General features: G+C 73.3%; 23 protein-coding genes and 1 pseudogene. 11 read left to right on the forward strand and 13 right to left on the reverse strand.

Going from position 1 to position 23,287, the window contains the following annotated elements; genetic code table 11:
* The first annotated feature begins 22 nt into the window (after nt 1–22).
* A complete protein-coding gene (locus tag O7618_RS02260) occupies nt 23–1,759 on the forward strand; it encodes a glycoside hydrolase family 3 protein (protein ID WP_278104282.1) in 1,737 nt (578 codons plus the stop codon).
* Between the two features lie 110 nt (nt 1,760–1,869).
* Nucleotides 1,870–2,091, forward strand: a complete 222-nt coding sequence (locus tag O7618_RS02265; RefSeq protein ID WP_278104283.1) for a hypothetical protein — start codon at nt 1,870–1,872, stop codon at nt 2,089–2,091.
* A 53-nt stretch (nt 2,092–2,144) separates the two neighbouring features.
* Here the strand turns inward: O7618_RS02265 and fabF are convergent, their stop codons facing one another.
* The 5 genes from fabF to O7618_RS02290 all read right to left on the reverse strand — a co-directional run bounded on the left by fabF (nt 2,145) and on the right by O7618_RS02290 (nt 7,233).
* A complete protein-coding gene (fabF, locus tag O7618_RS02270) occupies nt 2,145–3,371 on the reverse strand; it encodes a beta-ketoacyl-ACP synthase II (protein WP_278104284.1) in 1,227 nt (408 codons plus the stop codon).
* Between the two features lie 2 nt (nt 3,372–3,373).
* The gene (locus O7618_RS02275) at nt 3,374–3,613 is read right to left on the reverse strand and encodes an acyl carrier protein (RefSeq protein WP_007072348.1); all 240 of its coding nucleotides are present in this window, start codon (nt 3,611–3,613) and stop codon (nt 3,374–3,376) included.
* An 86-nt stretch (nt 3,614–3,699) separates the two neighbouring features.
* Nucleotides 3,700–4,644 (reverse strand): beta-ketoacyl-ACP synthase III, encoded by a 945-nt coding sequence (locus O7618_RS02280; RefSeq protein WP_278104285.1) that lies wholly within the window; start codon nt 4,642–4,644, stop codon nt 3,700–3,702.
* The gene (locus O7618_RS02285) at nt 4,645–5,814 is read right to left on the reverse strand and encodes an acyltransferase domain-containing protein (RefSeq protein ID WP_278104286.1); all 1,170 of its coding nucleotides are present in this window, start codon (nt 5,812–5,814) and stop codon (nt 4,645–4,647) included. It lies immediately after the preceding gene.
* A gap of 78 nt (nt 5,815–5,892) precedes the next feature.
* Nucleotides 5,893–7,233, reverse strand: a complete 1,341-nt coding sequence (locus O7618_RS02290) for a helix-turn-helix domain-containing protein (RefSeq protein WP_278104287.1) — start codon at nt 7,231–7,233, stop codon at nt 5,893–5,895.
* Between the two features lie 99 nt (nt 7,234–7,332).
* On the opposite strand from O7618_RS02290, the gene O7618_RS02295 reads away from it, so the two are divergent.
* Together O7618_RS02295 and O7618_RS02300 are read left to right on the forward strand one after the other, a co-directional pair.
* Nucleotides 7,333–7,641, forward strand: a complete 309-nt coding sequence (locus O7618_RS02295) for a hypothetical protein (protein ID WP_278104288.1) — start codon at nt 7,333–7,335, stop codon at nt 7,639–7,641.
* Nucleotides 7,642–7,686: 45 nt separating this feature from the next.
* Nucleotides 7,687–8,604, forward strand: coding sequence for an NADP-dependent oxidoreductase (locus tag O7618_RS02300; protein ID WP_278109878.1), 918 nt, complete (start codon nt 7,687–7,689; stop codon nt 8,602–8,604).
* A gap of 8 nt (nt 8,605–8,612) precedes the next feature.
* On the opposite strand, the gene O7618_RS02305 is transcribed toward O7618_RS02300, so the two are convergent.
* Entirely contained in the window at nt 8,613–9,275 is a 663-nt protein-coding gene (locus tag O7618_RS02305; RefSeq protein ID WP_278104289.1) for a hypothetical protein, read from the reverse strand.
* 192 nt (nt 9,276–9,467) lie between these two features.
* Here O7618_RS02305 and O7618_RS02310 point away from each other — a divergent pair, with 192 nt between their 5' ends.
* Nucleotides 9,468–10,079 carry a copper resistance CopC family protein gene (locus O7618_RS02310; protein ID WP_278104290.1) on the forward strand — a complete coding sequence of 204 codons (612 nt, stop codon included), beginning with the start codon at nt 9,468–9,470 and terminating at the stop codon, nt 10,077–10,079.
* A 324-nt stretch (nt 10,080–10,403) separates the two neighbouring features.
* Here the strand turns inward: O7618_RS02310 and gltX are convergent, their stop codons facing one another.
* From gltX to O7618_RS02325, 3 genes are read right to left on the reverse strand one after another with little or no spacing between them, the layout of a single operon-like run.
* The gene (gltX, locus tag O7618_RS02315; RefSeq protein ID WP_278104291.1) at nt 10,404–11,813 is read right to left on the reverse strand and encodes a glutamate--tRNA ligase; all 1,410 of its coding nucleotides are present in this window, start codon (nt 11,811–11,813) and stop codon (nt 10,404–10,406) included.
* A gap of 48 nt (nt 11,814–11,861) precedes the next feature.
* A complete protein-coding gene (locus O7618_RS02320; RefSeq protein ID WP_278104292.1) occupies nt 11,862–13,139 on the reverse strand; it encodes an MFS transporter in 1,278 nt (425 codons plus the stop codon).
* Nucleotides 13,136–14,449, reverse strand: coding sequence for a GH1 family beta-glucosidase (locus O7618_RS02325; RefSeq protein WP_278109879.1), 1,314 nt, complete (start codon nt 14,447–14,449; stop codon nt 13,136–13,138). The genes O7618_RS02320 and O7618_RS02325 overlap by 4 nt, the downstream gene beginning before the upstream one ends.
* A 201-nt stretch (nt 14,450–14,650) precedes the next feature.
* Between O7618_RS02325 and O7618_RS02330 the strand changes: the two genes are divergently transcribed.
* Complete coding sequence (locus tag O7618_RS02330; protein ID WP_091058936.1) at nt 14,651–15,097, forward strand: SRPBCC family protein; 447 nt, start codon at nt 14,651–14,653, stop codon at nt 15,095–15,097.
* A gap of 140 nt (nt 15,098–15,237) precedes the next feature.
* On the opposite strand, the gene aceE is transcribed toward O7618_RS02330, so the two are convergent.
* On the reverse strand, nt 15,238–17,982 hold the full coding sequence (gene aceE, locus O7618_RS02335) for a pyruvate dehydrogenase (acetyl-transferring), homodimeric type (RefSeq protein ID WP_347405355.1): 2,745 nt from the start codon (nt 17,980–17,982) through the stop codon (nt 15,238–15,240).
* 185 nt (nt 17,983–18,167) lie between these two features.
* On the opposite strand from aceE, the gene O7618_RS02340 reads away from it, so the two are divergent.
* Entirely contained in the window at nt 18,168–18,572 is a 405-nt protein-coding gene (locus O7618_RS02340) for a secondary thiamine-phosphate synthase enzyme YjbQ (RefSeq protein WP_278104293.1), read from the forward strand.
* Between the two features lie 42 nt (nt 18,573–18,614).
* On the opposite strand, the gene O7618_RS02345 is transcribed toward O7618_RS02340, so the two are convergent.
* The 3 genes from O7618_RS02345 to O7618_RS02355 all read right to left on the reverse strand — a co-directional run bounded on the left by O7618_RS02345 (nt 18,615) and on the right by O7618_RS02355 (nt 20,997).
* Entirely contained in the window at nt 18,615–20,258 is a 1,644-nt protein-coding gene (locus O7618_RS02345) for an alkaline phosphatase D family protein (protein ID WP_278104294.1), read from the reverse strand.
* Nucleotides 20,259–20,447: 189 nt separating this feature from the next.
* Nucleotides 20,448–20,636, reverse strand: coding sequence for a flavin reductase (locus tag O7618_RS02350; protein ID WP_278104295.1), 189 nt, complete (start codon nt 20,634–20,636; stop codon nt 20,448–20,450).
* A 67-nt stretch (nt 20,637–20,703) separates the two neighbouring features.
* The gene (locus O7618_RS02355) at nt 20,704–20,997 is read right to left on the reverse strand and encodes a hypothetical protein (RefSeq protein WP_278104296.1); all 294 of its coding nucleotides are present in this window, start codon (nt 20,995–20,997) and stop codon (nt 20,704–20,706) included.
* A gap of 368 nt (nt 20,998–21,365) precedes the next feature.
* On the opposite strand from O7618_RS02355, the gene O7618_RS02360 reads away from it, so the two are divergent.
* The 4 genes and pseudogenes from O7618_RS02360 to O7618_RS32160 form a co-directional block, all read left to right on the forward strand.
* Complete coding sequence (locus O7618_RS02360) at nt 21,366–22,088, forward strand: Scr1 family TA system antitoxin-like transcriptional regulator (RefSeq protein WP_278104297.1); 723 nt, start codon at nt 21,366–21,368, stop codon at nt 22,086–22,088.
* Nucleotides 22,076–22,279 carry a DUF397 domain-containing protein gene (locus O7618_RS02365; RefSeq protein ID WP_278104298.1) on the forward strand — a complete coding sequence of 68 codons (204 nt, stop codon included), beginning with the start codon at nt 22,076–22,078 and terminating at the stop codon, nt 22,277–22,279. The genes O7618_RS02360 and O7618_RS02365 overlap by 13 nt, the downstream gene beginning before the upstream one ends.
* 144 nt (nt 22,280–22,423) lie before the next feature.
* The gene (locus O7618_RS02370; RefSeq protein ID WP_278104299.1) at nt 22,424–22,891 is read left to right on the forward strand and encodes a MarR family transcriptional regulator; all 468 of its coding nucleotides are present in this window, start codon (nt 22,424–22,426) and stop codon (nt 22,889–22,891) included.
* 51 nt (nt 22,892–22,942) lie between these two features.
* Nucleotides 22,943–23,281, forward strand: a pseudogene (locus O7618_RS32160) (transketolase); the annotation flags it as partial.
* Nucleotides 23,282–23,287 lie beyond the last annotated feature (6 nt).

Genomic DNA, 23,287 nt, shown 5'->3' on the forward strand with positions numbered 1-23,287 from the left:
TCGGGCAAGTTGCCCCGATACGGTGGGTCCCGTGTCGATTTCCCCGCGGCGCTCCGCCGTCGCGCTCGCCGCACTGACCGCGCTGCTCGTCTCCGGGTGCTCGGACGGGCCGGACCGGCCCCGCCCGGCCCCGTCGGCCCCGGCGTCCCCCGCCTCCTCCTCGTCGGCCGTGCCGGCGCCCACCGCCGCCGACCCGGCGACGCAGGCCGCCGCGCTGGTCGCCACGCTCTCCGACGAGGACCTGGTCGGGCAGGTGCTGATGCCCTACGCGTACGGCAGTTCGGCCACCAAGGTCTCCGCCGGCTCGGCCGCCGGCAACCGCGCCCTGGCCGGTGTCGACACGCCCGCCGAGATGGTGGCGAAGTATCGCCTCGGCGGTGTGATCCTGGTCGGCTTCAGCGCCGACGACCCGACCTCGGGCAATCAGGAGACCACGAACGTCGACAACCCGAAGCAGGTTCGGGAGCTGACCGACGGGCTGCGGGCCGCCGCCGGCAAGCTGCCCGCCGGCGCCGCGCCCTTCCTGGTCGGCACCGACCAGGAGTACGGCGTGGTCACCCGGATCACCGACGGGGTGACCCAGCTGCCCAGTCCGCTCGCCGCCGGCGCGGCCGGCAACCCGGCGCTGACCGAGGCCGCCTGGCGGGCCGCCGGGTCCGAGCTGGCCGCGATGGGGATCAACCTGGACTTCGCCCCGGTCGCCGACGTGCTGGCCACCCGCAGCACGGTGATCGGCTCCCGGTCCTTCGGGGCCACCCCGGCGACCGCGTCGCCCCAGGTGGCCGGCGCGGTGCGCGGGCTACAGGCCGAGGGCGTGGGCGCCGCGGTCAAGCACTTCCCCGGGCACGGCCTGACCGCCGCCGACTCGCACACCGACCTGCCGGTGGTCGGCCAGTCCCGGGCCGTGCTCGACCGCACCGCGTTCCCGCCCTTCCGCGCCGGGATCGACGCCGGCGCGATGGCCGTGATGTCCGCCCACCTGGATGTCAAGGCGGTCGACCCGGGCACCCCGGCCACGTTCTCCCACAAACTGCTCACCGACGTGCTCCGCGGCCAGCTCGGCTTCCAGGGCGTGGTGATCACCGACGGGATGAACATGGCCCCGGCGAAGAAGTGGTCGCCGGGCGAGGCGGCGGTCCGTGCGCTCAACGCCGGCAACGACCTCATCCTGATGACCCCGAACGTGAGCCAGGCGTACGACGGGCTGCGCGCCGCGCTCAAGGACGGCTCGCTGTCGAAGGCCCGCCTCGTCGAGGCGGTCACCCGGGTGCTCACCATGAAGTTCCGGCTGGCCGGGCACGCGCAGCCGGCGCTGTCGACGCTGGAGGGCGCCGACCACCGCAAGGCCGCCGCCGACCTGGCCGCCGCCGCGGTGACAGTGCTGCGCGGCAGGTGCGGCGGAGCGGTGACCGGCCCGCTCCGGGTCACCTCGTCCAGCGGCCGGGACCGCACCCGGGCCGCGCTGACCGAGGCGCTGACCGCCGCCGGGGTGAAGGTGGTGACCTCCGGTGGCACCGTGGTGCACCTGGTCGGGTACGGCGACGGCGCGAAGGACCTGCGCGCCGACGCGGCCGTGACGGTGGCCATGGACACCCCGTACGTGCTGGCCGGGGCGAAGTCGCCGACGGTGTTGGCGACCTACTCGTCCACCCGCGCCTCGATGACCGCGCTGGCCGCGGTGCTCGCCGGCAAGGCCCGCCCCACCGGCCACGCCCCGGTCCCCGTCCCCGGCCTCCCCGCCACCACCTGCAAGGTCTAAGGAGGGGCCCCCTCTTAACGCCTCCGGTAGAGGAAGGGGCCCCGCTTGACACCCCGGCGCGGCGAAACCGGGGTGCGGCGCCGGGTGCCCGGGTGGCAGGGTCAGCGCCCATGGGAGAGGCAGCGCAGGGGTTCCGCTACGTGGCACGCGCCGACGGCACCGTGGTGATCACGCACCACGGGCGGGTGGCGGGCACGTTGCGCGGTGGCCGGGCCGCGCAGTTCCTGGCCGAGGTGGACGACGACCCGCAGCTGGTGATGGCCCGGTGGACCGGCAACTACCGGCGCGGCAACGAGCGGACCGCCCGCCAGCACCCCCGCAACCGGACGTGAGTAGGGGCCCCTTCTTAACAGACGTCTGTTAAGAAGGGGCCCCTCCTTACACCTCAGGGGCGGGTGAAGACCAGCGCCACGTTGTGGCCGCCGAAGCCGAACGCATTGTTCAGCGCGGCCGGGATCTCCAGGTGCCGGGCCTTGTGCGCGGCCACGTCCAGGTCCAGGCCGTCGTCCGGGTCGTCCAGGTTGATCGTCGGCGGCACCACGCCGTCGCGGATGGCCAGGATGGTGGCGATCGACTCCAGCGCGCCGGCCGCGCCGAGCAGGTGCCCGGTCATCGACTTGGTGGCGGTGAGCAACACGTGGTCGCCGATCGCCTGGTGCAGCGCGCCGATCTCCAGCATGTCGCCCACCGGCGTGGAGGTGGCGTGCGCGTTGACGTGCACGATGTCGGTGCGCGCCACGTCCGAGTCGGCGACCGCCCGGGCGATGGCCCGGATGGCGCCCTCACCCTCGGCGTGCGGCTGCACCATGTCGTACGCGTCGGAGGTGATCCCGGCGCCGGCCAGGCGCGCGTAGACCCGGGCGCCGCGGGCGGCGGCGTGGTCGGCCCGCTCCAGGACCACCACGCCCGAGCCCTCACCCAGCACGAAGCCGTCGCGGGCCTTGTCCCACGGTCGGGAGGCCTTCTCCGGCTCGTCGTTGCGGGTCGACATGGCCCGCATCGAGGCGAAGCCGGCGATCGGCAGCGGGTGGATGACCGCCTCGGTGCCGCCGGCCACCACCACGTCGGCCCGGCCGGAGCGGATGATGTCCAGGCCCAGCGCGATCGCCTCCGCGCCGGTCGCGCAGGCGCTGGCCACCGAGTGCACGCCGGCCTTCGCGCCCAGTTCCAACCCGACCCAGGCGGCCGGGCCGTTCGGCATCAGCATCGGCACCGTGTGCGGGGAGACCCGTCGCGGGCCGGACGCCTCCAGGATGTCGTCCTGGGCGAGCAGGGTGGTGGCGCCGCCGATGCCCGAGCCGACGCTGACTGCCAGCCGTTCCGGGTCGGCCCCGGCGTCGGCCAGCCCGGCGTCGGCCCAGGCCTCCCGTGCGGCGATGAGGGCGATCGCCTGCGACCGGTCCAGCCGGCGCAGCTTCACCCGGTCCAGCACCTCGGACGGGTCCACGGCCAGCTGGGCGGCGATCCGGACGGGCAGTTGCGCGGCCCACTCCGGGGTGAGCGCACTCACCCCGGAGCGGCCGGCGAGCATGGCGTCCCAGGTCGACGCGACGTCCCCGCCGAGCGGGGTCGTCGCGCCGAGCCCGGTGACGACGACGTCGGGGCGACTCATGATCAGGACTGCGCCTCGATGTAGCTGACCGCGTCCCCGACGGTCTTCAGGTTCTGCACCTCGTTGTCCGGGATCTTGACGCCGAACTTCTCCTCGGCCGCCACCACGACCTCCACCATGGAGAGCGAGTCGACGTCGAGGTCGTCGGTGAAGGACTTCCCCTCGGCCACGTCGTCCGGGTTCACCCCGGCAACCTCTTCGAGGATCTCGGCGAGGCCGGCGGTGATCTCGTCACGGGTCATTGCGGTTGGTTCCTCTCATCGGGGGTTCTCGGTGACCGGCGACGCCGGCCACCGCACCTGGAGCGCGTCTGCGCCCGAGGGGGTCATCAGGGGCAGCGGACGACCTGACCGGCGTAGGTCAGGCCGCCGCCGAAGCCGAACAGCAGCACCGGGGCGCCCGAGGGCACCTCACGCCGCTCGACCAGCTTCGACAGGGCCAGCGGGATGCTCGCCGCCGAGGTGTTGCCGGACTCGACGATGTCCTTGGCGATGATCGCGTCCGGGATGTTCAACCGCTTGGCGATGCCGTCGATGATCCGGCCGTTGGCCTGGTGCGGCACGAACGCGGCCAGCTCCGACGGGTCCACCCCGGCCCGCTCGCAGGCCTGCCGGGCCAGCGGGGCGAGCGAGGTGGTGGCCCAGCGGAACACCGACTGCCCCTCCTGCGCGATGTAGGGCTGCCAGCCCTCGATCCGCACCGCGTCGCTCTTCTCCGGCGCGGAGCCCCACACCACCGGCCCGATCCCGGCCGGCTCGTCGTCGGCGGTCGCGGTGACCACCGCCGCGCCGGCGCCGTCGCCGAAGATGATGCAGGTCGACCGGTCGGTCCAGTCGGTGAAGTCGGAGAGCTTCTCCGCGCCGATGACGATCGCGTTGCGCGCCGCGCCGGCCCGTACCGCGTGGTCCACCGTTCCGAGCGCGTAGGCGAAGCCGGAGCAGGCGGTGTTGATGTCGTAGGCCCCGGGCGCGTTGATGCCGAGCTTGCCCGCGACCCGGCAGGCCACGTTCGGGCTGCGGTCCACGGACGTGCAGGTCGCCACCACGACGAGGTCGATGTCGGCGGCGGTGAGGCCCGAGTTGGCCAGGGCCTTGCCGGCCGCGGCGATGGCCATGTCGGCCACCGTCTCGTCGCCGGCGATCCGCCGGGTGACGATGCCGACCCGGTCGCGGATCCACTCGTCGTTGGTGTCGACCATCTGCGCGAGTTCGTCATTGGTGACCACGCGGGAGGGCTGGTAGTGCCCCATCGCGGCGATCCGGCTGCCGGCCATCTAGTGCGATCCTCCGATGCGGACGAGGGGCTGGCCCGGGGCGACCGGGTCGGCGTGGTGCGCGAGCCACTCGGTGAGCGGCCCGCTGTGGTGCGCGGTCACCTCGACCGGCCCCTGCCGGCCGGCGACGTGCCCGACGACCTGGCCGGCGCGCAGCTCGGCGCCCTCGGCCAGCTCGGCCACCGGCGTGAAGACACCGGCGGCGGGGGAGACCACCACCCGGAAGCGGGCCGCCGGGGGGCGGACGGCGGGGCCGCCGTGCCGGGCGACGAGCCGCCGGGCGGCGGGCAGGTCGTCCGGGGTGTTCAAGGTGACGATCTCCGGCACGCCCTCGCCCTTGAGCTCGCGCTTGACCAGGCCGGCCAGGGTGCCGGCCGGCGGCAGCTCGACCACGCCGGTGACGCCGAGGTCGGCCAGGGCGCGCATGCACAGGTCCCAGCGGACCGGGGCGGTGACCTGCCGGACCAGCCGCCCGAGGCTCTCCCGACCGCGGGAGACCGGGTTGCCGTCGAGGTTGGACAGGAGGATGCGGGCCGGGTCGGCCACGGCGACGCCGGCGGCCACGGCGGCCAGGGCGGCTTCGGCCGGGGCCATGTAGGGCGTGTGGAACGCGCCGGCCACCTGGAGCCGGATGATCCGGGCCCGGGCCGGTGGCTCGGCGGCGAGCTTGTCCAGCCCGGCGACCGCGCCCGCGGCGACGATCTGGCCGGCGCCGTTGCGGTTCGCCGCGTGCAGCCCGTGCGCCTGGAGCGCGGCGAGCACCTCGTCCGGGTCGCCGCCGAGCACGGCGGCCATCCCGGTCGGCTCCAGCGCGCAGGCCGCGGCCATCTCCCGGCCGCGTACCCCGGCGAGCGTCACGGCCGCCTCGGCGGGCAGCACGCCGGCCAGGGCGGCGGCGCCCAACTCGCCCACGCTGTGCCCGGCGACCAGCGCGACGTCGTGCATCGGCAGGTGCTCGGCGGCGAGCAGCGCGGCGGCGACCAGCAGCGGCTGGGTGCGCGCGGTGTCCTTGATCTCGTCCGAGTCCGCCCGGGTGCCGAGGTGTACCAGGTCGACCCCGGCCAGCGCCGACCACCAGCGCAGGCGCGCCTCGAGGCCGGCGACGTCGAGCCAGGGGGTCAGGAATCCGGGCTTCTGCGAACCCTGTCCGGGCGAGAGTACGGCGAGCACGTGTACGACTCTGACGGATACTCGCGGGTCGCGCTGTAACGCACGGCACGAAACCGCACTAGAAGCTTTAGAGGGTTCCTACAAAGATCGGCGGCGATCATCGCCACCGTGGGGGGCTTTCCGACCCGCTGCGCCCGCTGTCTGGTTCGGGACCGGTGCGACGGCCGGTGCCACCGGGTCGAGCCGGCCGACGGTCAGCGCGATCCGGAGCGCGAAGGCGTCCCGGGGCGAGAGCGGCGAGAAGCCGGTCACCTCGGAGATCCGCTTGAGTCGGTAGCGCACCGTGTTCGGATGCACGAACAGCGCCCGGGCGGCGCTCTCCAGCGTGCCACCGGCGGCGAAGAACGCGTCGAGCGTCTCCACCAGCTCGCCGCCGGCGCGGGCCAGCGCGGCGTACACGTCGTGGCGCAACCGGCGGCGGGCCTCGGTGTCGCCGGCCAGGGCCCGCTCGGGCAGCAGTTCGGCGGCGGCGACCGGGCACGGCGCGGTCGGCCAGGCCGGCGCGGCCCGGAACCCGGCGAGCGCGGCCCGCGCCGACTCGGTCGCCTCGTCCAGGCTGGGCACTGCCGGGCCGACCACCACCGGGCCGTCGCCGAACGCGGTACGCAGTTTCTCGGTGGCCGCCAGCGGGTCGGCCGCCCCGCCGAGCACGATGACCAGGCGGTCGCCGTGCACGCCGCCGATCACCTCGACGCCGATCCGCCGGGCCTGCCGGTAGACCGTGTGCAGCACGGCCGCCACCTCGCCGCCGGGCGAGCGGCCCACCGCCACCGCCACCGGCGGCGCGTCCGACCAGCCCAACGCCGCGGCCCGGCTGGCCAGCACGTCAGGTGAGTCGCCGCGCAGCAGCGCGTCGACGAGCAACGCCTGGAGCCGGGCGTCCCAGGAGCCGCGGGTCTCGGCGGCCCGGGCGTAGACCCGCGCGGCGGCGAACGCGATCTCCCGGGAGAAGCGCAGCACCGCTTCCCGCAGCGTCCGCTCCTCACCCGGCACGGCCAGTTCCGACACCTGCTCCTCGACGACCTCGATGGTCACCTTGATCAGCGCCACGGTCTGCTGGAGGCTGATCGAGCGGGCGAGCGCCTGCGGCGCGGTGGCGAAGACCTCGTCCGACACCTCCTGGGTGCGGTCGGTCGCGCCGCCGCCCTGGCGCAGCCACTGCACCAGCGACCGCACCCCGGCCTGGGCGACCACCATCACCCACGAGCGCTGGTCGGCGGGCAGCTCCCGGAACCACGGCAGGCTCTCGTCCATCCGGGCGACGCTGGCGGTGGCCAGGCTGCCCGCGGTCCGCTCGATGCGGCGCAGCGTCGCCGACGTCTCCGTCCCGCCCGGTTCGCTCACCGCACCAGCCTGACATGCGCTGACCAGCGGATCCACCCCGCACCCACGGCACGCGTGCCGGCGGTGGATCTCCACCGGTACGCGCTGACGATCTCGTCGGGCCGGGCCAGTACGGTGTCAGGGCGCGTCGGGGTGTTCCGCCCGGCGGGCGAGGGCGAAGGTGAGGAGACCGGGATGGCGCACGGGGAGGCCGAGCACGGCTGCGCCCAGGACGAGCCCTGCCGGCCCGGCCACGACCAGGCGCGCCGGACGGGTCTGACCCACGCGGGCGAGCCCGCCGGGCGGTCGCCCGAGCGCGCCGACGACGAGCCCGCGGTGCCGCGACAGCGGGTCGTCGAGGCGGCCTGCTCCGCCGCCGAGCCGGAGCCGGCCAGCACCTGCCGCAACGACCAGGCCGGCTGGGCGGGCGGCCACCGGCACGGCGCGGTGCGCCCGGGCAACCGCACGATCCGCCGGGAACGGCCGCCGCGCCGCTGGTGCTGACCACGCGAGCCCCGTCGTCCGGTTAGCGTGGGTGGGGTGAAGGCGATGGCGATCGACGCGTACGGCCCGGCCGACCGGCTCACCCCGCACGAGCTGCCCACTCCGCCCGTCGGGCCGGACACGGTGCTGGTGCGGGTGCGCGCCGCGGGGGTCAACCCGGTCGACTGGAAGGTCCGCGCCGGGCACCTGGACGGCGCGTTCCCGAGCCACTTCCCGCTGGTGCCCGGGTGGGACGCGGCGGGCGTGGTGGAGGCGGTCGGCCCGGCGGTGACCGGGTTCGCCGTCGGTGACGAGGTGGTCGGCTACGTCCGCCGCGACGACGTGCAGCACGGCACGTACGCGGAACTGGTCCCGGCGCCCGAGCGGTGCCTGGCCGACAGGCCGGTGCGGGCGTCCTGGCCGGAGGCGGCCGGCCTGCCGCTGGCCGGCCTGACCGCCTACCAGGCGTTGCAGTTGGCCCGCACCGGGGCCGGCGACACCGTGCTGGTGCACGGTGCGTCCGGCGGGGTGGGCCACCTGGCGGTGCAGGTCGCCCGCGCGCTCGGCGCCGACCGGGTGATCGGCACCGCGAGCGAGGCGAACCACGACTTCGTCCGGTCGTTGGGCGCGGAGCCGGTCAGCTACGGCGACGGCCTGGCGGATCGGGTGCGGGCGGTCGCGCCCGACGGGGTCGACGTGGTGCTGGACCTGTTCGGCGGCGACGCGCTCGACGTCTCCGCCGAGCTGATTGTCCGCCCCGGACGGTTGGTCTCCACTGCCGACCCCGAGCACGTGACCCGGCTCGGCGGCACCTACGTCTTCGTCAAGCCGTCGACCGCCGACCTGAGCGTGCTGGCCGGGCTGGTCGACGCCGGCCGGCTCACCGTGCACGTGGCCCGGACGTTCCCGCTGGACGAGGCGGCCGAGGCTCAGCGACTGGTGGAGGCGGGGCACGTCCGGGGCAAGGTCGTGCTGACGGTCTGAGCCGGCGCTCAGCGGGTGCGGCGGCGCACCAGCAGCGCGATGCCGGCCAGCCCGACGGTGATGACGAGCACCACGCCGATGTTGAGCAGCAGCAGTCGCTGGAGCTCGGCGAGCGCGGTGTCGAGGTTGCCCTTCGGGTCGAGCGCGTCCTCCGGCAGGACCCGCTCACCGCCGCCGATGCCGCCGGAGAGCGTGTCGAGCTGGGGCGCCAGCGGCACCCCGACGGCGCGCAGCGTCTCGGACATGTTGAGGCGGCCGAGGAACCAGCCGGCCCGGGGGTGGCTCAGGTCCGGCTGCTTGGCCGGCCGGTAGACCCGGGGGCCGCCCTTGGCGAGCGGGAACAGGTCGTACGTGCTCTTCGGGGTGCCGGCCACGAGAACGACCACCGTGTACTTCGGACCGAGGTCCTTGGCGGCGGGACCGCGCAGCTGGCCGGTCGTCCCGAGCCACTCGACCTGGTCGATGACCATGGTGACCTCGGCGGGGCGGGTGTCGCCCCGCAGTTGCAGCGGCTGGTCGAGCCGGTCGCCGGTGATGTCCACCCCGGGCGGGGCGAGCTTCGGTTTCGGCGCGGCCAGTGCCGCCGTCGTGCCGGTCAGCGCCAGCGAGCACGCGAGTGCCACCGCCACCCCGGCCACGACCGTCAGCAGCCGTCTCACCTTCCGGACCATCGCCGCCTCCTCGCCCCGTTCGATGGCTGGCTCTCCCCGCCGGTCGCGCTGGACCCGCCCACCTGAAAGACTCCGCAGAACGTCGCGTGGTTGCAGCAGGTGGAAGAGTAATTGGAACTATCTGCGAGCTGAGACCGACCAACATGAGCGGCCGAAGATCAGCGGCCGGATCTTACCCGGACGGAGGGGTTCATGGGGGGCAGGGCTGCCCGCACGGCGCGGGCCTGGCTGGTGGTGCTCGGGGTGGCGGCAGCGGCCTCGCTGCTGTCGCCGGCCGCGCCGGCCGCCGCGCACAACTCGTTGACCGGCAGCGATCCGACGAACGGCGCCCGGGTCGCCACCGCGCCGAAGCGGATCGAGCTGCGCTTCCTCGCCACGCCGAAGGAGGCGTCGACGAAGGTGACGGTCACCGGACCGGACAATGTGGCCGCCACGGGCGGTGCCCCGACGTTCGCCGGCAAGCGGGTGAGCGTGCCGTTCACGCCGGGCGCGGCCGGGCTCTACATCGTGGCCTACCAGCTCGCGTCCGACGACGGCCACGCGATCAAGGGCGAGATTCGGTTCACGCTGACCACCGGCACCCCGGCGGAGGCGGCGTCGGCGAGCGCCGCGCCCACCACCGCAGCGCCCACCCCCACCGCGGCGCCCTCCAGCGCCGCGCCGTCCCCGGCGAGTCCGACCCCCGCTGCCGCCGCCACGGACGACGGCGGGGGTGCGGGCTGGCTGTGGGCGGCCGGCGCGGTAGTGGTGCTGGCCGCGCTGGGCGGTGGCCTGCTGCTGCGCCGCCGAGCCGGTCGCGGCTGACCGCACCGAACCCGACGCATGCGGTGTCCCGGTCGGCCGCCGGCTTTGGCTCGGCGCGGGCCCGGTGGTTCGCGGCCGTGGCCCGGCGCGCGGCCGAGTCGTTCGTCGGCGTGTCGCGGCCGAAAGAGGAAGGACTTCGAGCGGTATACCTCTGAGGCATAAATATGCCTCAGAGGTATACCGCTTCTCCGTGCACTGTCCGCGAGCGGTGTCACGCGGAGTGATGCTGCCCGGATCGGAGGCGGCCGCCTCAGCAGGACAGGTGGCCGGGTCCCGGGACGCCCGGGGCGGGCGAGGGGTGCCGCACCAGGGGCGCGGCAGGGCTCAGACCAGGCGTACCCGGGCGGCGCGCAGCCGGGTCAGCGTGCGGTCGCGACCGAGCACCTCCAGCGACTCGAACAGCGGCAGCCCGACGGTGCGGCCGGTGACCGCGACCCGGACCGGCGCCTGCGCCTTGCCCAGCTTGAGCCCGCGCTCCGCGCCGACCGCCTCCAGGGTGGCCTTCAGCGACCCGGCGTCCCAGGGCTCCAGCGACTCGAACGCGGTGATCGCCGCGTCCAGCAGGTCGGCCGCGCCCTCCTTCATCGCCTTGGCCCAGGCCGCCTCGTCGATCAGCGGGTCGGCCAGGAAGAGGAAGTCGACGTTCGGCACGATCTCGCTGAGCACCGCGATCCGGGTCTGCGCCAGCGGGGCGACCGCGGCGAACGCGGCCCTGTCGAACTCGGCCGGCTGCCACGGCGGCGGGGCGATGGTGTCGGTGCCGGTGAGCCACGGCTGGCACGCGGCGACGAAGTCCTCGACCGGCAGGGCCCGGATGTATTCGCCGTTGAAGGCGCGCAGCTTCTTCTCGTCGAAGAAGGCGGGGGACGGGTTGACCTCGTCGAGCCGGAACTCGTCCTCGATCACCGACCAGGGCACGATCTCCCGGTCGCCCGACGGTGCCCAGCCGAGCAGCATCAGGTAGTTGCGCATCGCGTCGGCGAGGTAGCCCTCGTCCCGGTAGGCCTCCAGGGCGACCTTGTCGCGCCGCTTGGACAGCTTCTGCCGCTTCTCGTTGACCACCACTGGCACGTGCGCCCAGATCGGCGGCTTCACCCCGAGCGCGTCCCAGAGCAACTGCTGCTTCGGCGTGTTGGGCAGGTGCTCCTCGGCCCGGATCACGTGGGTGATCCCCATGGTCATGTCGTCGACCACGTTGGCCAGCAGGAAGACCGGCGAGCCGTCGCCGCGGGCGATGACGAAGTCCTCGATCAGCTTGTTCTCGAACGTCGGCTCGCCGCGGATCAGGTCGACCACCACGGTCTCGCCCTCGTCCGGGGTGCGGAAGCGCAGTGCCCGGCCCTCGCCGGCGGGCAGGCCCCGGTCGCGGCAGAAGCCGTCGTAGCCGCGGTGCTGCGAGCCGGTACGCGCCTGCACGTCCTCGCGGGTGCAGTCGCAGTAGTAGGCCCGGCCGCCCTCGTGGAGCCGCTGCGCGGCGGCGCGGTGCTCGCCCGCGTAGGCGGACTGGAAGTAGGGGCCCTCGTAGCTGCCGCGCGCGATGCCGATCCAGTCGAGCGCGGAGAGGATGCCCTCGGTCCACTCGGGCCGGTTGCGGGCCGCGTCGGTGTCCTCGACGCGGAGCACGCACACCCCGCCCCGCTGCTTGGCGAAGATCCAGTTCTGCAACGCCGAGCGGGCGCCGCCGACGTGGAACATTCCGGTCGGGGAGGGGGCGAAGCGTACACGTACCGTCACGTCCCCCAGCCTACGGCGGACCGCGACCGCTTTCTGGCAGGGGGCCGGTCAGGGCACCGCCTTGATCTTGACGACCAGGGCGCTGCCGACCAGGGTGACCACCGCGGTCGCCGCGTAGAGCGTCGGATAACCGCCCAGGTGGACCACGATCGGGGCGGAGAGCGCCGGCCCGAGCACCTGGGGCGCGGAGTTGGCGATGTTGATCACGCCGAGGTCCTTGGCCCGGTCGGTGGCGGCGGGCAGCACCTGGGTGATCAACGCGGCGTCCACCGCCAGGTAGACGCCGTAACCGGCGCCGAGCAGCAGCGCGGCGACGATCGCCATCGGCCAGACCGGCGCGACCGCGAGCAGCGTCGCCGCCACCGCCATGATCAGCCCGGACACGATCACGAACACCTTGCGCCGGCCGGAGCGGTCGGAGATCCGCCCGGCGACCACCGCGGTGAGCATCATGCCCAGCGTGTAGAGCAGGATCAGCACCAGCAGCGAGCCCTCGGGGTCGGCCACCCGGACCCCGTCGGTGAGGAAGTAGAGCAGGTAGAGCGTGCCGAGCGCGTTGCCGAGCTGCACCAGGAACCGGGTGAACCAGGCCCAGGCGAAGTCGGGGTGCCGGCGCGGGCTGATCCACATCGAGGCGAGCAGCGCGCGCGCCCGCAGCGGCGATTTGTGCTCCCGGGGCAGCGGGTCGTCCTGGGTGAGCAGCGCGAACGGCAGCGACAGCAGCAGCACGGCGAGCGCGATCGCCGCGTACCCGGCGGCGTTGCCGGTGACCACGGCGGTGACCAGCACCGCACCGAGCACCAGGCCGAGCGCCTGCGGGATGCCCACCCAGCCGGAGACGCCGCCGCGCTGGGCCACCGGCACCCGGTCCGGGATCGCCGCGGTGAGGCTGGCCAGCATCGCGTTGAAGCAGACCTGGGCGGCCACCCAGGCCACCGCCACGCCGGCGACGGTGTCCTGCCGGGCGAGCAGCACCAAGGCGACCGCGCCGACCACCGCGCCGGTCGCGGTCCAGACGTGCCGGCGGCCGAAGTGCCGGTTGGCCAACCGCAGCGAGGTACGGTCCGACAGCGCGCCGGCCAGCGGGTTGGCCAGCACCGCGGCGAGCGCGCCGAGGCCGGTCACCACCGCCAGCATGGCCTCCTTGTCGCCGGGCGCGATGCGTTCGATCTGCTGCGGCAGCAGCACCTGGATCGGGGTGAAGAAGGCCATCCAGACGCCCAGGTTGGCCGCGAAGATCAGCGCGATCCAGCCCCGCCGCACCGGCACGGTCGGCTCGGCGAGCGCCGCCGGCAGCGAGGCCGGCGTCGGGTTCACCGTGGTCATCGCCGGATCAGGTCCCGGAACCAGGCGTACGAGGACTTCGGGGTACGCCGCTGGGTCGGGTAGTCGACGTGCACCAGGCCGAACCGCTTGGTGAACCCCTCCGCCCACTCCCAGTTGTCCAACAGCGACCAGACGAAGTACCCGGTCACCGGCACGCCCGCGCCGATCGCGTCGTGCACCGCGCGCACGTGCCCGTCCAGGTAGGCGATCCGCTCCGGGTCGTGCACCCGGCCGTCGGCGTCCGGCGCGTCGTCGTAGGCGCACCCGCTCTCGGTGACCTGGATCGGCGGCAGCGCGTCGCCGTAGCGGTCGTGGAGCTGGCCGAGCAGCTCGCGCAGCCCGTCCGGGGCCACCGGCCAGTCGAACGCGGTGCGCGGGTAGCCGTCCAGCGGCACCATCTCGAACGGCAGCGGCGAGCCCTCCTCGGGCGCCCGGATGCCGGTCGGGTTGTAGTAGTTCACCCCGAGCACGTCGATCGGCGCGGCGACGACGTCGAGGTCGCCGTCGCGGACCACGGTCGGGTCGTAGCCGGGCGCGTCGGGGTAGCCCCGGCCGAGCAGCGGGTCGGTGAAGAGCCGATTGTGCAGCGCGTCGTACGCCCGCGCGGCGGCCCGGTCCGCGTCGGTGTCGCCGACCTGCCGCACCGGCGAGTAGTTGTTGGCGATCGCCACCTCGCTGGTGCTGCGCGCGCGCAGCGCGGCGACCGCGAGGCCGTGCCCGAGGAGCTGGTGGTGCGCCACCGGGAACGAGTCGAAGAGCAGCATCCGGCCGGGCGCATGGGTGCCGAGGCCGTAGCCGAGGGTCATGTGGATGAACGGCTCGTTGAGCGTGATCCAGAGCTTCACCCGGTCGCCGAGGCGGGCCGCGGTCAGGTCGGCGTACTCGGCGAAGCGGGCGGCGGTGTCCCGGTTGAGCCAGCCGCCGGCGTCCTCCAGCGGCTGCGGCAGGTCCCAGTGGAAGAGCGTGGCGACCGGGTCGACGCCGGCGTCGAGCAGGCCGTCCACCAACCGGTCGTAGAAGTCCAGCCCGGCGGCGTTGGCCGGGCCGGCGCCGGTGGGCTGCACGCGCGGCCAGGCGATCGAGAACCGGTACGCGGACACGCCCAGCCCGGCCAGCAGCGCGGTGTCCTCGGCGTACCGGTGGTGGTGGTCGCACGCCTCGTCGCCGGTGCTGCCGTCGACGATCCGGCCCGGCTCGCGGGCGAACGTGTCCCAGATGGACGGACCCCGACCGTCGACGTCTGTCGCTCCCTCAATCTGGTACGCGGAGGTGGACACCCCCCATCGGAAGTCGGCGGGGAAGTCGGGCATCGGCACGGTCGTCAATTCGCCCTCCCAAGACGTGAAGCGTGTTCGCGACTCTAGGGCGCGGGTCGCCGGCGCGCCATAGGCCGGGAAGGCGGGCGGCACAAGGGCTTTCGGCGTGTCTTCTCTAATCTCGTCCGCTTCAGTCCGATTTACACATAGAGTGCCAAATATCGCGGATGTGATTTAAGTGGGGGAAAGACACTCATGATCCTCGTGGAACGTAGCGCACACGTGGTGGCGCCGGTAGAAGTGGTCTGGGACGTCGTGCAGCGGGCCGAGCAGCTGCCGGCCTGGCTGGCGGGTGTCCGCGCGGCCGAGGTCCTCTCCGGGGAGGGGTTCGGCCGGCGGCAGTTGGTGCAGGCCGGGCGCGGCGCCGCCCACGAGGCCGAGGTGATCGCCTATCAGGAACCGACCCTGATCGGCTGGCGCGAACGGGCCAAGGGCGCCGGCGCCCGGGCCGAGGCGCGCACCGAGATCTACGTCCAGCTCACCGCCGACGAGGAGGCCGGCGGCACCGTCGTCCGGCTGATCGTGGTGCGGTGGCCCGCCGGGCCGGTCAAGGCCGCCATGCTGCGGCTCGGCCTGCGCCGGGTCGGCGCCGACCTGGAGGACTCGCTGGCCCGGCTGACCGACCTGGCCGCCGTCGGCTGACCGAGCCCGTCCCGGCGTCGCCCGCGATGGTGATGGTCCGGCGTCCCACCCAGGGATGCCGGACCATCGTCGTCGCTGGTGAGGTGTGAGCAGGGGCCCCTCCTCTACCGGAGGCGTTAAGAAGGGGCCCCTGCTTGCACCTAGCTGTCGCCGCCGGTCTCGCCTACCGGGGCCGCATTCACGTCGTCCAGCGCGTACTTGCGGGCGGCGTCCGCCGGCACCTGGGCCGGCACGGTGCCGCGCAGGGCGAGCTGGCGCAGCGTGGCGACGGCGACCGACTCGGCGTCCACGTGGAAGTGGCGGCGCAACGCGTGGCGGGTGTCCGACATGCCGAAACCGTCGGTGCCGAGCGAGGTGTAGTCGCCGGGCACCCAGCGGGCGATCAGGTCCGGCACCGCGCGCATCCAGTCGCTGACCGCGACCTTCGGCCCCTCGGCGTCGGCCAGCTTCCGCTGGACGTACGGCACCCGCTGCTCCTCGCCCGGGTTGAGCAGGTTGTGCTCCTCGCACTCCACCGCGTCGCGGCGCAGCTCGGTCCAGGACGTCACCGACCACACGTCGGCGGCCACGCCCCAGTCCTCGGCGAGCAGCTGCTGCGCCTTGAGCGCCCACTGCATGCCGGTGCCGGAGGCGAGGATGTTCGCCTTCGGCGCGTCGCCCTCGACCTGCGGGGCCGGGGAGTAGCGGTAGATGCCCTTGAGGATGCCCTCGGCGTCCACGCCCTCCGGCTCGGCCGGCTGGAAGATCGGCTCGTTGTAGACGGTGAGGTAGTAGAAGACGTTCTCCTGCGCCTCGCCGTACATCCGGTGCAGGCCGTTCTCCAGGATGTGCGCCAGCTCGAACGCGAACGCCGCGTCGTACGCGACCACCGCCGGGTTGGTGGCGGCGAGCAGCAGCGAGTGACCGTCCTCGTGCTGGAGGCCCTCGCCGTTGAGCGTGGTGCGGCCGGCGGTGGCGCCGAGCACGAAGCCGCGCGCCATCTGGTCGGCGGCCGCCCAGAACCCGTCGCCGGTGCGCTGGAACCCGAACATCGAGTAGAAGATGTACATCGGGATCATCGGCTCGCCGTGCGTGGCGTACGACGTGCCGGCGGCGGTGAACGAGGCGACCGAGCCGGCCTCGTTGATCCCCTCGTGCAGGATCTGCCCGGTCGTCGACTCCTTGTAGGACAGGAACAGCTCCCGGTCGACCGAGGTGTACCGCTGGCCGTGCGGCGAGTAGATCTTCTGGGTCGGGAAGAGCGAGTCCATGCCGAAGGTGCGGGCCTCGTCCGGGATGATCGGCACCCAGCGCTTGCCGAACTCCTTGTCCTTCATCACGTCCTTGAGCAGGCGGACGAAGGCCATCGTGGTGGCCACCTTCTGCTTGCCCGACCCGCGCTTGACGTCGGCGAACCGCTCGCTGCCCGGGATGGTCAGCCGCTTGGGCGCGGTGGTGCGCGACGGGAGGAAACCGCCGAGCTGGCGACGCCGCTCGCGCAGGTACTCCATCTCGTCCGACTTCTCGTCCGGGGTGTAGTACGGCGGGAGGTAGGGGTTCTCCTCCAGCTGCTTGTCGGGGATGTCGAGGTAGAGCCGGTCGCGGAACAGCTTCAGGTCGTCCAGCGTCAGCTTCTTCATCTGGTGCGTGGCGTTGCGGCCCTCGAAGTGCGAGCCGAGCGTCCAGCCCTTGATGGTCTTGGCGAGGATGACGGTCGGCTGACCGGTGTGCTCCATCGCCGCCTTGTAGGCCGCGTAGAGCTTGCGGTAGTCGTGGCCGCCCCGCTTGAGGTTCCAGATCTCGTCGTCGCTCAGGTGCTCGACCATCCTGCGGGTGCGCGGGTCGCGGCCGAAGAAGTGCTCCCGGACGTACGCCCCGGACTCCGCCTTGTAGGTCTGGTAGTCACCGTCGGGCGTGGTGTTCATCAGGTTGACCAGCGCGCCGTCGGTGTCCGCGGCGAGCAGCGGGTCCCACTCGCGGCCCCAGACCACCTTGATGACGTTCCAGCCGGCGCCCCGGAAGAACGCCTCCAGCTCCTGCATGACCTTGCCGTTGCCGCGGACCGGCCCGTCCAGCCGCTGGAGGTTGCAGTTGATCACGAAGGTGAGGTTGTCCAGCTCCTCGCGCGCGGCCACGCCGATCGCGCCGAGCGACTCGACCTCGTCCATCTCGCCGTCGCCGAGGAACGCCCAGACGTGCTGCTGGGAGGTGTCCTTGATGCCCCGGTGGTGCAGGTAGCGGTTGAACCGCGCCTGGTAGATGGCGTTCAACGGGCCGAGACCCATGGAGACGGTGGGGAACTCCCAGAAGTCGGGCATCAACCGCGGGTGCGGGTAGGAGGGCAGCGAGCCGGCGCGGTGCGACAGCTCCTGCCGGAACCCGTCGAGCTGGTCGGCGCTCAGCCGGCCCTCCAGGAAGGCCCGCGCGTACATGCCGGGGGAGGCGTGCCCCTGGTAGTAGATCTGGTCGCCGCCGCCCGGGTGCTCCTTGCCCCGGAAGAAGTGGTTGAAGCCCACCTCGTAGAGCGACGCGGAGCTGGCGAACGTGGAGATGTGGCCGCCCACGCCGATCTCCGGGCGCTGCGCCCGGTGCACCAGCATGGCGGCGTTCCAGCGGATGTACGCCCGCAGCCGCCGCTCGATGTGCTCGTCACCGGGGAACCACGGCTCCCGCTCCGGCGGAATGGTGTTGATGTAGTCGGTGGTGGTCAGGGAGGGCACCCCGACCTGGCGCTCACGGGCCCGCTCCAGCAGGCGAAGCATGACGTACCGGGCGCGCTTGGTTCCGCGCTCGTCGATGACACCGTCGAGCGACTCGACCCATTCGCTGGTCTCTTCAGGGTCGATGTCCGGAAGCTGGCTCGGCAGACCAGCGGTGATCACCGGGCGCTTGCGTTCCGTAGCCACAGGCTTTCCCTCGGTTCTGTGTGGGATAGGTCTCTAGCGCCATCCTGCCCCCTGGTGACGCTCGTCGTCACGTCTGCCTCCCCCAGACGCGACGCTGAACACAGGTACCCGCCGGTAACTTTGTGCGACCGCCGCGCTCGCCGGCCGTCGGGCGGCAAGCGCCGGGCTGCGGCAGAATGCGCCGTATGCGCAGTGAGGTGATCAGCGTCCGGACCGGTTCCCGGCCCACCGTCCGGGACATCACGGCCGAGGCCGAGCGGTTCGTCGCCGGGGCCGGCGACGGGCTGCTGCACGTGTTCGTCCCGCACGCCACCGCCGGCCTGGCGATCATCGAGACCGGCGCCGGCTCGGACGACGACCTGCTCCGGGCGCTCGACGACCTGCTCCCCACCGACGACAGGTGGCGGCACCGGCACGGCTCGCCCGGGCACGGCCGCGACCACGTGCTGCCGGCGTTCGTGCCGCCGTACGCCACGCTGCCGGTGCTCGACGGGCGGCTCCAGCTCGGCACCTGGCAGTCGATCTGCCTGGTCGACCCGAACGGCGACAACCCGGAGCGCCAGGTCCGCTTCTCGTTCCTGGCCGGCTGAAGCCGGCCGGGCCGGGGGTCCCGCCCCCGGCCCGGCCGCGTGTCACGGCCGGACGGTCTCCGTCTCCACCGTCTGCCGGCCCTGGTCGACGCCGGGAGCGGCGGTACGCGCCGCGGCCGGCGGCCGGTCGTACGTCAGGTTCAGCCCGGGTACCCGATCCTCGATCACGAACCGGGCCCGGGTGTACGCCGGCGCGTCCGGCCGGGTCACGTACGGCAGCACGTCGAAGTCCGCGGTCAGGTCCTTGGGCGTGATCGTGGTGCGGACGTACCCGCGCAGGTTGTTCTGGAAGCGCAGGTGCGGGTTGAACGCCAGCCACGGGTGCGAGCCGGTCGGCGAGTCGGCGCCGTCCCCGGTCGAGGTGATCGAGGAGCAGACCAGCTCGCTGCCGACCGTGCGCGAGGTCGGGTCCGCGTAGTCGAGCTTCAGGTCGCTGGCCCAGTGCGCGTGCACGTCGCCGGTGAGCACGACCGGGTTGCGCACCCCGGCGTTCACCCAGCCCCGGGTGATCCGGTCCCGGGAGGCGACGTACCCGTCCCAGGCGTCCATGCTGGTGACCGTGAGCGGGCCGGCGTTGTTGTCCCGCTGGGCGAAGAAGACCTGCTGGCCGAGGAGGTCCCAGCGGGCCTCGGAGCGGCGGAAGCCGTCCAGCAGCCACGCCTCCTGCTCGGCGCCGGTGATGGACCGGGCCGGGTCGGACGCGGCGGCGCAGTCCTTGTAGCCGTCGCCGCATGCCTGGTCGTCGCGGTACTGCCGAGTGTCGAGCATGTGGAACGTGGCCAACCGGCCCCAGCGCACCCGGCGGTAGAGCTGCATGTCGATGCCGCGCGGGATCGAGGTGCGACGCAGCGGCATGTTCTCGTAGTACGCCTGGAACGCCGCCGCCCGCCGGGCGGGGAAGTCCGGGTCGGGCGCCTCCGGCACCTCGTCGGCCCAGTTGTTCTCCACCTCGTGGTCGTCGAAGACCACCACCCACGGCGCGACGGCGTGCGCCGCCTGCAGGTCGGCGTCGGTCTTGTACTGCGCGTGCCGCTGCCGGTAGTTGGCCAGCGTGCGGGTCTCCGGCCCCTCGTGGTCGCGCGGGTTGCCGCCGGGCACGGTGTAGGTGTCCTTGGCGTACTCGTACTGGTAGTCGCCGAGGTGCAGGATCAGTTCCGGCTCGGTCTCGGCCAGCCGCCGGTAGGCGGTGAAGTACCCGTGCTCGTACTGGGAGCAGGAGACGAAGCCCATGGCCAGCGCGGCGGGCGTCAGCCGGGGCGCCGGCGCGGTGCGGGTGCGGCCGACCGGGGAGAGCCAGCGCTCGGCCCGGAACCGGTAGAAGTACTCCCGCCCGGGGAGCAGGCCGCCCAGCTCGACGTGCACGCTGTGCGCCGACTCCGGTCGGGCCAGGTGCACGCCGCGCCGCACCACGTGCCGGAAGCGTTCGTCGGCGGCCACCTCCCAGGACACCGGCACCACACGCGCCGGCGCGCCGCCCAGGCCGTCCTCAGCCAGCGGCTCCGGGGCGAGCCGGGTCCAGAGCACGACGCCGTCGTGGTCCGGGTCGCCGGAGGCCACGCCGAGCGTGAACGGGTCGCGTCGCAGTGGGCCGGGCGACGCGGCGGCCGCGAGCGGCAGGCCGCCGACCGCGCCGGCGGCGCCGAGCGCCGCGCCGCTGAGCAGGATGGTACGTCGGGACAGTGCCACGGTTTCCTCCCCGGATGCCGGTTCGTCGGCTCCCGGCAGCCTCGCGAGCGGCGATGGCCGGCAGGTGACACCGAGACGTCCAGGTGGCACTTCCCGCCGAACAGCGCACGCCCCGCACCGGCCTGGAATTCGCGACTGGGCTTCTCGGGAAGGAGAAGCGCGCGCCGGGCCGGGGCCGCTCGGGGAGGGTCAGCCGCGAGGCGCGGCCCAGGCGGTGAAGCGGTCGTCGAGGTGCGCCGGTCGGTGGCCGCCGTCCAGCTCGGCCAGGTCGTCGGCGGCGGTCTCCCGCAGGTTGACCAGGAACTCTTTCAGCTCGGCCTTGCACTCGCGGTAGCGCGCGAGGAGGGTCAGTTTCGCCGTCGAGCACGGCCAGACCACCCGCAGGCGCGGCAGCGCCAGGTGGGCCGCGAGGGGACGTGGTCGGCGGGGCCGGGGCGGCGGGCCATCACCCGAGAGCGCCGACGCGCGGGCGGCGCTGCGACACCGGCGGCGGTGGGGTCAGCACGCGCACCCCGCTCCGCCGCAGGAACAGGCACCGGCGGGCGGTCGCGTTGCCGTCCGGGCCGAGCTGGTAGACGTCGACCCACCACCAACCGTCGTACGTCGTCCAGTCCAGCACCCGGATCAGCCGGACCCTGATCGGGCGGGCGAACTGCGGCGACGCCTCCCGGGTCAGGTGCAGGACGTCGCCGGCGCGCAGCGCGGGCACCTCCGGCCGGCGGCGACGCGGCTCGGTCACCGGCGGCCACCCGGTCGCGGCAAGAGGGTCGTCGTTGCCGGCGACGACAGCCAGCGCGACGACGGAACACGGTTCGGTCGGACCGGCGGCGGGGCCGGCGTCGGCTCGGGGGTCGAGCTTCTCTCGGGCACGGCGCGTTCCTCTCATCGGGACTGGGAGGGGGACCGCCCCGCGCTGGCGCCTGTCGGACGAGGCGGTCCCCTGACTGACACGGCCGCCGGGTCTCGGGTGGTCCCTGCCGGCCGCGCCGTCTACCGAGCACCTTGCCGAGGGTTGCGGGGCAGTAACACCGCGTAGCAGTATGTAATCCAGACATCAGGGACGATCGGAGGGGGTGAAAGGATGAATCGAGCTGTCCCCAGCGGGCTATGTCAGAAGCCGGGCACACAGCGGAAAGCGTTGCAGCTCAGATAGGTGTGGACCCGAAAACGGTCGCTCGTTGGGTTACGCAGGACCGCATTCCCCAAACTCGGCATCGTGCGAATGTCGCTGAACTACTCCGCCGGGACGCCGAGGAACTTTGGCCGGACGCGGCGCGGCGGCGTGACCCGAAGTGGTTTCGTCCATGGGCTGAAATCGAGCGCGAGGCGCTGGGGCTGCGGTGGTTCGAGAGTGCAGTCATCCCCGGGCTTCTCCAGACTGCCGACTACGCCCGCGCCGTTCTCGCCAGCGGACCCCTTGCAGCGGACGCTGAGGACTTCGTCGAGACTCGGCTACGTCGGCAATCGGCCGTGCTGGACCGCCCGCGCCCGCCGCTGGTCGTCTTCGTCATCGACGAGGGGGCGCTACGCCGAGGGGCACCCGGTGTCCTCGGCCCGCAGTTCGACCACCTCGCCGCCCTCGCTCAGCGGCCGAACGTGATGATCCACGTTTTACCCCTGCGCGCCGGGCTGCACCCCGGCCAGGCGGGACCGTTCATCATCGCCAGCACGCCCGAGGGGGACGACGTCGGTTACCTCGATGACCAGGCGGCCGGGCGCATCACTAATGACGTTGCTCCGTTGTGGGCGGTTTGGGATACCGTGAGGTCGGTCGCGCTGCCGCGAGACCAAACCGTCGAGCTATTGGAAGCACGATCATGGATGATCTGACCTGCGCTCAGTGGCGCAAGAGCACACGCAGCAGTTCCAACGGCGGGGCGTGCGTGGAGGTGGCCGACAATCTTCCCGGCCGCGTTTTCGTCCGAGACACCAAGGACCGCGACGGTGGGACGCTTGTCTTCCCGCCCGCAGCATGGGCGGGCTTCGTCAATCTGGCGAAGGAGATCGGCCCGCTCGGCTGACCACAACCACCTGAAGGCCCCTGGCGACCGTGCCGGGGGCCTTCAGTTTCCCCGGCTCGGGAGCTACGCGGCTTGGATAACCTGGCCGGCGCTCGGCACGTAGTGGAGCAGGTCAATTGTTGATCGGTCACGTACAATGGCGTCATGGCGACATCCACCACGGCGAGCGGCGACCGGGCCGCCCTGGCCGGGGACGTCGTGCGCCGCATGCTGCATGTCGCCGCCGCGCTGCGGCACCAGCAGGACGAGGCGATAGCCGCGCTGGGGCTCACCCCGGCGGCCGGCCGGGCGCTGCACGAGCTGGACCCCGACCACCCGTTGCCGGCCCGCGATCTCGCCGAGCAGCTCGGCTGCGACCGGTCCAACGTGACCGGCTTGGCCGACAGGTTGGAGCAGGCCGGCCTGGTGGAGCGGCACACCGACCCGACCGACCGGCGGCAGAAGACGCTCGTGGTCACCCCGCGCGGCAGGCAGGTGCGCGACCGGCTCCGCCGGGCGATGTCGGACTCCCGACTGCTCGACGGGCTGAGCGCGGCCGAGCTGGCCACGCTGCACGAGCTGGTCTGGAAGGTCTCCGACGGAGGGTGCCCCGAGGCGTGCGGGGAGACCTGAGCCACGCCGGGCGGAACGTGTCCGACTGGGCGAGGCGGGCCCGAGTCGGTAATGCTGTCCGACGTGACCACCCCGCACGATCTCGACGACCGGCTCCGCGCCGACCTGGCCGCGCTCGGCGCGCCCGAGCGGCGGCGCGACCTCGGCGACCCGCTGCCCGACGGTGGGGTGCTGACCGGGGCTCAGCTGTTGGCCCTGTTCGACGCGCAGCTCACCAGCCGGTTGCTCGACCTGGCCGGGCGCTGGCTGCGAGGCTTCGGCGAGGGGTACTACACGATCGGCTCGGCCGGTCACGAGGGCAACGCGGCGGTGGCCGCCGCGCTGCGCCCGACCGACCCGGCGCTGCTGCACTACCGGTCCGGGGCGTTCTACTGCCTGCGCGCCGCTCAGGCGGCC

The organism is Micromonospora sp. WMMD980 (assembly GCF_029626035.1).
GTDB lineage: Bacteria > Actinomycetota > Actinomycetes > Mycobacteriales > Micromonosporaceae > Micromonospora.